This is a genomic window from Sphaerotilus uruguayifluvii, assembly GCF_013294065.1.
Lineage (GTDB): Bacteria > Pseudomonadota > Gammaproteobacteria > Burkholderiales > Burkholderiaceae_C > Sphaerotilus > Sphaerotilus uruguayifluvii.
This window is the reverse complement of sequence record NZ_JABSNM010000006.1, coordinates 43,599-56,280: the sequence shown is the minus strand read 5'-3', so window position 1 is coordinate 56,280 and position 12,682 is coordinate 43,599. Positions and strand designations below refer to the sequence as shown.

Sequence of the window (12,682 nt, the reverse complement as noted above, 5' to 3'; positions counted from 1 at the left end):
CGACGATCCGGAGAATCATTTTCCCGTGACCCCGAGAAACCTCTCCGGATCACTTCGGATCACTTGCCAGGATATTCGAAACCCACATCCGGAAACCACCCGGAACATCGACGGAGACAAACGCCATGACCACCTCCCGCATCTCCCGCCGCCAGCTGGTGGCCACCTTCAGCGCCTGCGCGATCGGCGTCCTGGTCGGGCTCGGCGGTGCCGGTCCGGCGCAGGCCCAGGACAAGGGCACGATCGGCATCTCGATGCCGACCAAGAGCTCGGCGCGCTGGATCGCCGACGGCGACAACATGGTCAAGGTGCTCAAGGCCCGCGGCTACAAGACCGACCTGCAGTACGCCGACGACGACATTCCCAACCAGCTGGCCCAGATCGAGAACATGATCACCAAGGGCGCGAAGGTGCTGGTGATCGCCTCGATCGACGGCACCACGCTGTCCAAGGCGCTGCAGAACGCGGCCGACAAGGGCGTCAAGGTCATCGCCTACGACCGCCTGATCAAGGGCAGCAGGAACGTCGACTACTACGCCACCTTCGACAACTTCCAGGTCGGCGTGCAGCAGGCCACCTCCATCGTCGACAAGCTCGGCCTGAAGCAGGGCAAGGGCCCGTTCAACATCGAGCTGTTCGGCGGCAGCCCCGACGACAACAACGCCTTCTTCTTCTACGACGGCGCGATGAGCGTGCTCAAGCCCTACATCGACTCGGGCAAGCTGGTGGTGCGCAGCAAGCAGACGGGCATGGACAAGGTCGGCACGCTGCGCTGGGACGGCGCGGTCGCCCAGGCCCGCATGGACAACCTGCTCTCCGCCTTCTACGGCAAGGACAAGGTGCATGCGGTGCTGAGCCCGTACGACGGCCTGTCCATCGGCATCCTCTCCAGCCTGAAGGGCGTGGGCTACTGCACCGCGCAGCAGCCCTGCCCGGTGGTCAGCGGCCAGGACGCGGAAGTGCCCTCGGTCAAGTCCATCCTCAAGGGCGAGCAGTCCTCGACCATCTTCAAGGACACCCGCGAGCTGGCCAAGGTGACGGCCAACATGGTGGACGCGGTGCTCAGCGGCAAGGCGCCGGAGGTCAACGACACCAAGACCTACAACAACGGCGTCAAGGTGGTGCCCAGCTACCTGCTCAAGCCGGTGCCGGTGGACGCCGGCAACTGGAAGACCGTGCTGGTCGACAGCGGCTACTACAAGGAATCGCAGCTGCGCTGAGCGCCGGCCTGCCGCCCCCCGATTCCCGCGAACGACCGGAGCCCCCGATGGACGACACCCCCCTGCTGGAGATGCAGGACATCCGCAAGACCTTTCCCGGCGTGGTCGCGCTCGACCGCGTCAACCTGCGCGTGCACGCCGGCGAGATCCACGCGCTGGTCGGCGAGAACGGCGCCGGCAAGTCCACGCTGATGAAGGTGCTGTCCGGGGTGTACCCGGCCGGCGGCCACGACGGCCGCATCCTGTTCGAGGGCCGCGAGCAGGCCTTCGCCGGCATCGCCGACAGCGAGCGCCTGGGCATCATCATCATCCACCAGGAGCTGGCGCTGGTGCCGCTGCTGTCGGTGACCGAGAACCTCTTCCTCGGCCACGAGATCGCGCGCCACGGCGTGCTGCAGTCCGGCCCGGCGCACCAGCGGGCGCTGCAGCTGCTGCAGCGCGTGGGCCTGGACGTCGATCCGGCCACGCCGGTGGGCCGGCTGGGCATCGGCCAGCAGCAGATGGTGGAGATCGCCAAGGCGCTGGCCAAGGACGTGCGGCTGCTGATCCTCGACGAGCCCACCGCCAGCCTCAACGAACGCGACAGCCAGGCCCTGCTCGACCTGCTGATCGAGCTGCGCGCCCAGGGCATCGCCTGCATCCTGATCTCGCACAAGCTCAACGAGATCGCGCGCGTGGCCGACCGGGTCACGGTGCTGCGCGACGGCAGCACGATCGAGACGATCGACTGCCGCGTCGAGCCGGTCGGCGAGGACCGGGTGATCCGCGCGATGGTCGGTCGCACGATGGCCGAGCGCTGGCCGCCGCGCACCGCCCGCCCGGGCGAGGTGGTGTTCGAGCTGCGCGACTGGTGCGCGCACCATCCGCAGCAGCCCGATCGGCGCGTGATCGACCGCGTCAGCCTGCAGGTGCGCGCCGGCGAGGTCGTCGGCATCGCCGGCCTGATGGGCGCCGGCCGCACCGAGCTGGCGATGAGCGTCTTCGGCCGTGCCTGGGGCACGCGCATCAGCGGCCAGGCCCTGCTGCACGGCCGTCCGGTCGACCTGTCGACCGTGCAGCGCGCGATCGCCGCCGGACTGGCCTACGTGACCGAGGACCGCAAGGGCTGCGGCCTGGTGCTCGACCAGGACATCCGCTTCAACACCCCGTTGGCCAACCTGCCCGGCGTCGCGCGCGCCGGCGTCATCCAGCCCGGCCAGGAACATGCGGTGGCCAGCGACTACCGCGAGCGCCTGCGCATCCGCAGCGCCGGGGTCGACCACCGCACCGTCAACCTCAGCGGCGGCAACCAGCAGAAGGTGGTGCTGGCCAAGTGGCTGTTCACCCGGCCCGAGGTGCTGATCCTCGACGAGCCCACCCGCGGCATCGACGTCGGCGCCAAGTACGAGATCTACACCCTGATCAACCAGCTCGCCGCCGACGGCAAGGCCGTGATCCTGATCTCGTCGGAGCTGCCCGAGCTGCTGGGCATGAGCGACCGCCTCTACGTGATGAACGAGGGCCGCTTCGTCGCCGAGATGCCCACCGCCGAGGCCACCCAGGAGCGCGTGATGCGCGCCATCGTCACCGCCGCGCCCCGCGCGGCCTGAACCCCCGCCCGAACCGCAGAACCCCGTTTCCGAACACCGTCGTCACCGCCATGGATCGCCCCCTGCCCGTCCCCTCCCTGCCCGGCACCGATGCCGGCGCCTCGCGTCCCGCCGAAGGCGGCCTCTGGCGCCTGCTGCAGACCCATCTGCGCGAATACGGCATGCTGCTGAGCCTCATCGTCATCATGGGATTCTTCCAGGTGATGACCGACGGCACGCTGATGCAGCCGCTGAACCTGACCAACCTGGTGCTGCAGAACAGCTACATCGTCATCATGGCGCTGGGCATGCTGCTGGTCATCGTCGCAGGCCACATCGACCTGTCGGTGGGCTCGGTCTGCGGATTCGTCGGTGCGCTCGCCGCGGTGCTGATCGTCGAGCGCGAGTGGTCGCCGCTGCTGGCCGGCGCGGTGTGCCTGGCTGTCGGCGGGCTGATCGGCGCGGCCCAGGGCCTGTTCGTCGCGCGCTTCCGCATTCCTTCCTTCATCGTCACGCTGGCCGGCATGCTGGTGTTCAAGGGTCTGGCGCTGGCGCTGCTGCAGGGCCAGTCGGTGGGCCCCTTCCCGGAGGAGTTCCAGCGCCTGGCCTCGGGCTTCATCGCCGATCCGCTGGCCGCCGACGGCGGTCTGCGCACCGGCTCGCTGCTGATCGGCGTGGCGGCCGCCGTGGCGCTGGTGGCGTCGGCGCTGCGGGCGCGCCAGCAGCAGGCCCGCTGGGGCATGCGCACCGAGCCGCTGGCGCTGTGCGCGGTGCGGCTGGCGGTCTTCAGCGGCCTGCTGCTGTACTTCTGCGTGCTGATGGCGTCCTACAAGGGTCTGCCCAACGTGCTGGTGGTGATGACCGCGCTGGTGCTGGCCTTCGACTTCCTGACCACCCGCACCGTCACCGGCCGCCGCCTCTACGCGCTGGGCGGCAACGAGAAGGCCGCGCGCCTGTCGGGCATCCACACCGAACGGCTGACCTTCATGACCTTCGTGACGATGGGCGTGCTGGCCGCGCTGGCCGGCCTGGTCTTCGCCGCACGGCTGAACACCGCCACGCCCAAGGCCGGCCTGGGCTTCGAGCTCGACGTGATCGCGGCCTGCTTCATCGGCGGCGCCTCGGCCTCGGGCGGCGTCGGCAAGGTGATGGGTGCGGTCATCGGCGCCTTCATCATGGGCGTGATGAACAACGGCATGTCCATCCTGGGCGTGGGCATCGACTACCAGCAGGTGATCAAGGGCCTGGTGCTGCTGGCCGCCGTGTTCCTCGACGTCTGGCAGAAGAACCGCTGAAGGCCGACCCGTGAGCCGCGACGCCGCCCGTCAGCTCAACCCGCTGCTGCCTGGCTACAACTTCAACCTCTACCTGGTCGCCGGCCTCACGCCGATCGAGCAGGACGGGCCGCTGGACTTCTACGTCGACCGCCCCGGCGGCATGAAGGGCTGCATCCTGAACCTGACGGTGGCCGGCAGCGGGCGGGTGCATGACGGCGAGCACCGCTTCGACTGCCACGAGGGCGATCTGCTGCTGTTCCCGGCCGGCGTGCCGCACTACTACGGCCGCGCCCCGCAGGCCGAGCGCTGGCACCACCGCTGGGTGTATTTCCGCCCGCGCGCCTTCTGGGCCGGCTGGCTGCACTGGCCGACGGCGCCCGGCGGCCGGGTCGGCCGGCTGCCCCTGGCCGATCCGGCGCTGCGCGAGGAGATGGCCCAGCTCTTCGCCGACATCGACGCCACCCACCGCGGCGGCCGGCGCACCTCGCAGGAGCTGGCGCTCAACCTGGTCGAGCGGCTGCTGATCCGCTGCCACGAGGAGCAGCCCGGCAGCGACTCGCGCCCGCTGGACACGCGCATCCAGACCGCCTGCCAGCTGCTGACCGACCAGCTCGCGCGCGACCTGAGCCTGGAGCAGGTGGCGGCCGAGGTCTGCCTGTCGCCGTCGCGCCTGGCCCATCTGTTCCGCGAGCAGATCGGCGTCAACCTGCTGCGCTGGCGCGAGGACCAGCGCATCATCCTGGCCAAGCACATGCTGCAGAGCACCGCCACGCCGGTTTCGGCCATCGCCGCACGCGTCGGCTACGACGATCCGCTGTACTTCTCGCGCGTGTTCCGCAAGCGCGTCGGCGTGGCCCCGACCGAGTTCCGCCGCAGCCACGCCGAGGCGGCCGATCCCTGGAGCGAAGCGATCGACGACCCGGACGACCCCGTCGCGGCCGCCGGCCTGTCCGCCCGGCGGGCCGCTCAGCGCGCCTGCGGAGGAGCCTGAACAGCCCGGGCAACCGGAGCGTCCAGCGCGAACACCTCGTCGCCCGGTCCGGGCGCGCAGCCCTCGGCCACCGGCGTCCAGCCGCGGTGCAGCACCGCGCGGCCGTCGGCGTGGCAGAACTCCATCCGCTCGGCCGCCGGCCAGCGCTGATGCACGAAGGCCTCGAGCGAGGCCGGCAGGCTGACCTGCATCCGGCCCGCGGCCAGCGCCTCGGGCGGATGATCGTCATGATGCAGCCAGGGCATCAGCCGCGTCAGGTCGATCGCCCAGGTGGGCAGCTCGATGCGGCTGGGCTGGTAGCCGGTGCGGCGCAGCCAGTCCTGCGCGGCGGTGCGGCCGGGAGCGGCGCCGGCGGCGGTGGCGATCAGCTCGACCGCCCACTGGTTGCAGTTCTGGTAGAGGGTGGAGAAGGCGTAGGCGTTCGGGCTGTAGCGACCGCCGAGCACCTCCAGCGAGCGGCCGGCATCGAGCAGCGCGGCCTCCAGCGCCACGTCCTCGCCCGGCGGCAGCAGCACCACCGACAGGTAGCCGAGCCGCACATCGTCGACGCCGGCCAGGAAGCCGCCCAGGCCCTGGTCGAACAGCTGCGCGCGGCCCTGCTCGCAGGCGTAGTAGAGCTGGCGCACCGACCAGGGCCCGTCGGCGCTGGCGCGCACGCTGAAGCCGGCATGCGAGTGGCGGTGCCCGATGCGGCCCAGGTCGAGCCCGGAGCGCGACACCAGCGCGACCCGCCGGCCCGAACCCTCGAGCTCGGTGCGCACCCGGGCGGCCAGCGTCAGCATGCGGCCGATCGCCTGCGCGCCGGGGTCGGGTGCGGCCGCGCACAGGCCCAGCAGGTCGGCGCGGGCGCCGGTGGCGCCGAGCAGCAGCACGCCGGCCAGCACGCCGGCACGCACGGCACGCCGCCCGGGCCGGGCGTGCGCCGGCCTCACGCGCCGACCTGGCGCGAACCGAGCTCACGGTGGGTGGTGTCGTCGACCACCAGGAAGAAGGGTTCGGCCACGCCGGCGCGGGCCAGCTCGAAGCCCCAGCCCTGGCGGCGCACGCTCAGGCGCTCGCCGGCAACCAGCGCCTGGCGCTCGGCCAGCGCGCGCGGCAGCTTCAGCACCAGCTCGGTGCCGCCCGGCTCGGCCTGCAGCGTCAGCGCCAGCAGCGCCGGACCGGGCACGGTGCCGTCGCCCGCGCCGGCCGGCGCCTCGGCGACATCGACGACGCGCCAGTCGCCGGCGGCCAGGTCGCCCTTCGACGAGCTGCGGCTGGACTGGCCGATCGAGGTGGACAGGCTGCCGACGGCCGAGGAGGCGCTGTCGGAGGCCGACGAGGCGGCGGTGCTGGCCGCGACCGCCGGCAGCGCCAGCGACACGCCCGACAGCAGCGCCAGCGCGGCCGGCAGCAGGAGATTCGGCAAGGAGGAGATCTTCATGGTCAGCGACGGTATCAGCGGCTCCGCTGCGTCGACCCGGCGATGAACGCGGTGTTCCGCACCGACTTCGGTTAGTGTCACGCCCCTTCATCTGTCCTTCATCTGCGCGCCCCGCGGCGCCCCCCCCTTTTCCGCCCCTGTCCCGACGTGTCCTCGATCCGCCCCCTCCTCGCCATCCTGGCCGGCACGGCCGCCCTGCTGCTGCCGCCCGCCGCCCCGGCCTTCGATTCGCCGTTCAAGTCCTTCCTGCCGAAGTCGGCCCAGAAGCCGGAGACGCCGGCCGCACCCGCCACCGGCGGGCCGCTGGGCTATCCCGGCGGCAGCAGCCGCTGCCCGCAGTTCTTTCCCGGCAAGGACGTGCTGCCGCGGGTGGATCTCGCGCCGCAGCGCCGGCTGCGCGAGGTCTGCTTCGATGCCTTCGCCGTCGTCCATTCCGGCCAGAGCCGCACGCCGGTGCTGGTGATCGAGCGGCTGACGCGGCGCCAGCTGAACGACGCCCGCGACGAGGAGCGCACCAACCGCTTCTATCCGGAGGCGCGCCTGCCCTCGTCGGAGCGCTCGACGCCGGACGACTACCGCAGCTCCGGCTTCGACCGCGGCCACATGGCGCCGGCGGCCGACATGCCGACCGCCTCGGCGATGGCGCAGAGCTTCTCGATGTCCAACATGGTGCCGCAGGCGCCGCAGAACAACCGCGGCCCCTGGGCCGACATCGAGAAGGCCACGCGCAAGTACGTGATGCGCAGCAAGGGCGCGGTGCAGGTCTACACCGGCCCGGTCTTCCCGGACCGTCCCCGCACCATCGGCGACAACCGGGTCTGGGTGCCGTCGCAGCTCTACAAGCTGGTCTACGACACCGTCGAGAACCGCGCCTGGGCCTACTGGATCGACAACCGCGACGACGCCACCTTCCCGCGGCCGATTTCCTACGCGGAGCTGGTCCGGCGCACCGGCATCGAGTTCCTGCCCGGGCTCAGGCCGGCGGACTGAGCGGCACGGCGTCCTGCGGCCACTGGGCCAGCAGCGACTGCAGGTCCTCGGCCAGACGCTCGACCGGCCCGGCCATCTCCTCGGGCCAGGCCGACAGCGTCGTGCGCCCGGCCGGCGGCAGGCCGGCGGCCAGCGCATGCTCGGCCGCGGCCGCCTGGCGCGACAGCGCCTCGGCGCCCAGCGTCGCCGCCAGGCCCTTGAGCGAGTGCATCTGCCGCACCGCGTCCTCGTGCTCGCCGCGCGCCAGATGCGCCTCGAGCCCCGCCCGGCAGCCCTGCAGCGTCACCACCAGGCCGGCGGCGAGCCGGCGCAGCACGTCGGCGCGGCCGGACATGCGCTCGAGCGCGCCGTCCAGGTCGATGCCGGCCCGCCAGGCCTGGGCGCGCAGCGCCTCGGGCAGCCGCACCGCCGCCGCCCGCGAGACCGGCGCCCGCCGGTCCGCACGCCCGCCCAGCCGCAGCAGCAGCCGCACCAGCGCATCGAGATCGAAGGGCTTGCCGACATGCTCGTCCATGCCGGCGGCCAGGCAGGCGGCGCGGTCGCCGGCCATCGCGTTGGCGGTCATCGCGATGATCGGCAGCCGCGTCAGGCCCAGGTCGCCGCGAATGCGTGCGGTCGCGGTCAGGCCGTCCATCACCGGCATCTGCAGGTCCATCAGCACCAGATCGAACATCGGATCGGCCGCGGCGACCGCACGCACGCCCTGCTCGCCGTCGGCGGCGATCGTCACCTGCGCGCCCTCGCCCTCGAGCAGCTCGCGCGCGACCTGCTGGTTGTTCGGGTTGTCCTCGACCACCAGCAGCCGCAGGCCGTCGAGCCGGCGCTCGGCCGCCACCGGGGCCGCCGGCAGCGGCTCGCCGCGCCGCTCGGCCGCCACCGCCGCCACGGTGTCGCGCAGCACCGGGCCGATCACCGGCCGCACCAGACAGCCGTCCAGGCCGTCGCGCCGCGACAGCGGCTGCGAGGCCAGCGCCACCCGGCCGCCGGCGTTCTCCAGCGACAGCAGCATCAGGTCCTCGTCATGGCCGCGCAGCGTGCGGCACAGCGCCCGCGCCGCCTCGGCCGGCAGGCCGTCGACCAGCGCCAGCGTCACCCGCGGCCCGGCCACCAGGCCGCGGCGGACCGCCTCGAGCGCCGCGTCGGCATCCGTCACCGCCTGCGCCGGCCAGCCCAGCGACGCGGCCATCGCGACCAGCGCCTCGCGCGTGCCGGCATGGTCGTCGACCACCAGCACCTGCTGCGCCGGCAGCGCCCCCGGGACGGCGGCCGCCGGCATCTCCTCGTCCTCGGCGATCTCGAGCACCAGCTCGAAGGAGAAGCGGCTGCCCTGGCCCGGCGTGCTCTCGAGCCGCATCTCGCCGCCCATCAGCGCGACCAGGCGCTGGCTGATCGACAGCCCCAGGCCGGTGCCGCCGAAGCGCCGCGTCGTCGAGGCCTCGGCCTGCGAGAAGCCGCTGAAGATGCGCTGGCGGTGCTCCGGCGCGATGCCGATGCCGGTGTCGGCCACCGCGAACTCGAGCACCACATCGGTCAGGTTGAGCAGCACCGGCCGCACCGACAGCCGCACCTCGCCGGCCGGGGTGAACTTGATCGCGTTGCCCAGCAGATTGATCAGCACCTGCTGCAGCCGCATCGCGTCGCAGACCAGCCGCCCGGGCGTCGCCGGGTCGATGTCGAACACCACCTCGAGCGCGCGCTCGCCCACGCTGGCCGCCACCAGGTCGGCGAGGTCGCGCAGCAGCCGCTCCAGCGCGAAGGGCTGGGGATCGAGCTCGAGCTTGCCGGCCTCGATCTTCGAGAAGTCGAGAATGTCGTCGAGCAGGCCGAGCATCGCGCGCGCGGCCCGGCCAGCCTTGTCGGTGTAGTCGTGCTGCGCCGGGCTCAGGGTCGTGCCCTGCAGCAGCCGCAGCATGCCCAGCACCGCGTTCATCGGCGTGCGGATCTCGTGGCTCATGTTGGCCAGGAACTGGCTCTTGGCCACGCTGGCCTCCTCGGCCTGGGCCTTGGCGCGCAGCAGCGCCGCATGCTGGGCGCGCTGCTCGCCGATGTCGACATAGCCGATGACGACGCCGAGATCCTCGTGCCCGGCCGGCATCGCGCTGACCGAGAGCCAGACCGCGCGCCCGTCCGGGGCCTGCACCTGCATCACCGCATCGCGCACGGGCTGCCCGCTGCGCAGCGCGCGCAGGCCCGGGTACTCGTCGGCCGGCATCAGGCTGCCGTCCTCGCGCCGGATGGTCCAGCGCGCGTCGTCGCAGTTGCGCCGGACATGCTCGCTGCGCCCCAGGCCGAGCATGCGCTCGGAGGCCGGATTGCAGTCGATGATGCGGCCCGACGGATCGGTCACGGTGATGCCGACCGGCAGGATCGCGTGGATGGCCTGCAGCCGCGCCAGCGCCTGGCGGCTCTCGCGCGAGGCCGCCTCGGCGCGCTCGCGCGCCAGCACCAGCTCGGTGATGTCGATGCGAAAGCCCACCAGGTGGCCGCCGGGCATGCGCCGCTCGATGATGCGCAGCCAGCGCCCGTCGTCGAGCTGCTGCTCGACCACGCCGTCGGCGGCGCGGTGCACCGCCATGCGCTCGGCGATCCAGGCCTCGACGCGCCCGGTCGCGGCCCGGTACTGGCCGCGCTCGGCGCCGGCGCGGATGATCGACTCGAAGCTCGCGCCGGGCAGGATCAGGTCGGCCGAGGTGGCGTAGAGCTCGCGGTACTTGTCGTTGCAGAACACCAGCCGGTCCTGCGGGTCGTAGACGACGAAGGCCTCGTTGACCGCGTCGATCGCGCCGCGCAGCAGCGTCTCGGTCAGCTTATGGTCGGTGATGTTGACGTAGGTGGTGACGAAGCCGCCACCGGGCAGCGGCGCGCTGCGGATGTCGAGCGTCAGGCCGTCCTCGCGGGTGTGCTCCATGCGCTGCAGCATCGGCTGGCGCGCCACCGCGATGCGCGCGCTCACCAGCGAGCCGAGGTCGCCGGCGCCGTAGTCGCCGCGCTCGGCCTTGCAGCGCACGATCTGCTCGTAGGAGGTGCGCGGGCCCGCGAACAGCGCCTCGGGCAGGTCGAGCAGCTGGCGGTATTCCGCATTGCAGATCATCAGGTCGAGGTCGTCCCCGAACACCGCCAGGCCGCAGGGCAGGTTCTCGAGGATGCCCCGCTGCACCGTGTTGGCCTGCGCCAGCGCCCGCTCGGTCCGGCAGTGCCGGCTGATGTCGTGGCAGAGCAGCAGGTAGCGCTGCGGCGGCTCGCCATGCTGCCCGACCAGCGGCACCACCAGCACGTCGACGCCCAGCGGTCCGTCGCCCGGCGCGGCGCGCACGATCTCGCCGCGCCAGGCCCGGCCCGCCGCGACGACGCAGCGCAGCTCGCGCCAGCGGCGGCGGTCCAGCGCGCCGGCGACGAGCGGGCGGTGGCCGCGGCCGATCAGCGCCTCGCGCGGCTGGCCGACCAGCCGGCAGAAGGGCTCGCTGACCTCGCGCAGCCGGCCGCGCCGGTCCAGCACCGCGATCGCCGCATGCTGGCGCAGCGCCGCCAGCAGCCGGTCGCGCTCGTGGCGCGGGGGCCGCGCACGCCCGCTGCCGCCCCCGGCCAGCGGCAGCGCACCGGCGCGCCAGAGCAGCAGCGGCGCGGCCAGCACCAGCCCGGCGGCCAGCGCCACCGGGGCCGCCAGCGCCGGCAGCAGCACCTGCACCGCCCCCAGCACCGCCACCTGGGCCGCCAGCACGCAGCCCATCACCTCCAGCACCTGCCGCAGGGCCGCCCGCGGGCCGGGATCAGAAGAACTCGACAAGGCCCTGGCCGGCCGGGGCCGGTGTCGCGCGGGAGTCGGCATGCGGCGCGGCATGCGGCGCGGCGGGTGCCGACGGGGTCGCGGACGCCCGCGGCAGCGGCAGCGGCACGCCGGTGCCGACCGCACCGACCGCGTCGCCCGACAGCCGGAACTCCGCCAGCACGCCATCGAGGCCGCGCGCCTGCTCGGCCAGCGTGTCGGCGATCGCGAAGGTCTCGGTGGCGAGCTGCAGGTTCTCCCGGGTGGTCTCGCGCAGCGCGAACAGCGTGTCGCGCATCGCCAGCAGCCCGTCGGCATGCTCGTTGGTGTCGGCCGAGAGGTCGTGGAAGGTGGTGTCGACCCGGGCCACCGCCTCGCTGAGCCGCTCGATCGTCGTGCCGGCCACCGAGGCCAGCGCGCTGCCCTCGGTCGAGGCCTGCACCGATTCGCCGATCAGGCCCTTGATCTCCGCCGCGGCGCGGGTGACGCGCTGCGCCAGCGTGCGCACCTCGGCGGCGACCACCGCGAAGCCGCGGCCCTGCTCGCCGGCGCGCGCGGCCTCCACCGCCGCGTTCAGCGCCAGGATGTTGGTCTGGAAGGCGATCGCGTCGATCACGCCGATGATGTCGGTGATGCGGCGCGCGTCGGTGTCGATGCGGTGCATCTGCGAGACCATGCGCGCGACGATCTCGCCGCCCTCGCGCGCCAGCGCGGTGGCCGACTGCGCGGTGGCGCGCGCGGCCATCGCCGCGCCGGCGCTGTCCTTGACGATCACCGCGATCTGGTCGAGCGACACCGCCACGTCGCCGAGCTCGCGCGCGGCCTGCTCGCTGCGCTCGCCCAGGCGCTGGCCGCTGTCCTGCAGCGTGGCTGCGGACTCGCCCGTCGACTGCGCGGAGCGTCGTGCCTGCGCCAGCATCTGGCCGACGCGCTCCTGCACGTCCTTCAGCCGCTGGCCCAGCGGCGTCTCGGCCCGCAGCACCTCGAGATTGAGGTGGATGCGCCCGGAGCGGCCCATCGCTCGCACCAGGAAATCGACATCGAACAGCGCACGCGCCTGGCCGGCGCGCACCCGCGCGTCCAGCGCGCCGAAGACGCCCTGCGCGGCTGCCAGCAGCAGCCAGGGCAGCGCCGGGCCGGTGGCCGCGCCCGCCGCCGCCAGCGAGCCGGCCTGCACCAGCGCCGCACCCAGCGGCAGCGGCCAGCGCTGCGACAGCGGCAGCAGCATCAGCACCAGCGCGCCGGGCAGCGGGGCGAGCGCCTGTCCCGGAGCGACCCACGGCAGCGCCGCCGCGCCGGCCACCGCCGGCAGCGCCAGCAGCAGCAGCGGGCGCAGGCGCGGGCTGGTGGCGAACAGGCGGTCCAGCCGGCTCGGGCGGGCGGATGAAGGCGAGTCCATGGAGCGTTCGGGCATCGGCGGGAGCCAGGGAAGGGGCGGAGGAACGGGTGA

9 protein-coding genes are annotated in these 12,682 nt (G+C 73.1%); 5 read left to right on the top strand and 4 right to left on the bottom strand.

The window, feature by feature from the left end; genetic code table 11:
• Positions 1-125 precede the first annotated feature (125 nt).
• Genes chvE through araC form a run of 4 tightly spaced genes read left to right on the top strand, consistent with a single transcriptional unit; the run spans position 126 to position 5,056 of the window.
• Positions 126-1,220 carry a multiple monosaccharide ABC transporter substrate-binding protein gene (chvE, locus tag HNQ01_RS08415; RefSeq protein ID WP_173804926.1) on the top strand — a complete coding sequence of 365 codons (1,095 nt, stop codon included), beginning with the start codon at positions 126-128 and terminating at the stop codon, positions 1,218-1,220.
• 47 nt (positions 1,221-1,267) lie between these two features.
• Positions 1,268-2,809, top strand: coding sequence for a multiple monosaccharide ABC transporter ATP-binding protein (mmsA, locus tag HNQ01_RS08410; protein ID WP_173804925.1), 1,542 nt, complete (start codon positions 1,268-1,270; stop codon positions 2,807-2,809).
• Between the two features lie 50 nt (positions 2,810-2,859).
• Positions 2,860-4,083: a multiple monosaccharide ABC transporter permease gene (mmsB, locus tag HNQ01_RS08405; RefSeq protein WP_173804924.1), complete on the top strand. Its 1,224-nt coding sequence runs from the start codon at positions 2,860-2,862 to the stop codon at positions 4,081-4,083.
• A 10-nt stretch (positions 4,084-4,093) separates the two neighbouring features.
• Complete coding sequence (gene araC, locus HNQ01_RS08400; RefSeq protein ID WP_173804923.1) at positions 4,094-5,056, top strand: arabinose operon transcriptional regulator AraC; 963 nt, start codon at positions 4,094-4,096, stop codon at positions 5,054-5,056.
• Here araC and HNQ01_RS08395 read toward each other — a convergent pair.
• Entirely contained in the window at positions 5,032-5,988 is a 957-nt protein-coding gene (locus HNQ01_RS08395) for a DUF2145 domain-containing protein (RefSeq protein WP_353621665.1), read from the bottom strand. The two genes, araC and HNQ01_RS08395, sit on opposite strands and share 25 nt — an antisense overlap.
• Positions 5,985-6,479: a hypothetical protein gene (locus HNQ01_RS08390; protein ID WP_173804922.1), complete on the bottom strand. Its 495-nt coding sequence runs from the start codon at positions 6,477-6,479 to the stop codon at positions 5,985-5,987. Before HNQ01_RS08390 ends, HNQ01_RS08395 begins: the two co-directional genes overlap by 4 nt.
• A 147-nt stretch (positions 6,480-6,626) precedes the next feature.
• Here HNQ01_RS08390 and HNQ01_RS08385 point away from each other — a divergent pair, with 147 nt between their 5' ends.
• A complete protein-coding gene (locus HNQ01_RS08385) occupies positions 6,627-7,469 on the top strand; it encodes a DNA/RNA non-specific endonuclease (RefSeq protein ID WP_353621664.1) in 843 nt (280 codons plus the stop codon).
• Here HNQ01_RS08385 and HNQ01_RS08380 read toward each other — a convergent pair.
• Positions 7,453-11,253, bottom strand: coding sequence for a PAS-domain containing protein (locus HNQ01_RS08380; RefSeq protein WP_173804921.1), 3,801 nt, complete (start codon positions 11,251-11,253; stop codon positions 7,453-7,455). The genes HNQ01_RS08385 and HNQ01_RS08380 overlap by 17 nt on opposite strands.
• Positions 11,237-12,646, bottom strand: a complete 1,410-nt coding sequence (locus HNQ01_RS08375; RefSeq protein WP_173804920.1) for a methyl-accepting chemotaxis protein — start codon at positions 12,644-12,646, stop codon at positions 11,237-11,239. The genes HNQ01_RS08380 and HNQ01_RS08375 overlap by 17 nt, the downstream gene beginning before the upstream one ends.
• Between the last annotated feature and the right edge of the window lie 36 nt (positions 12,647-12,682).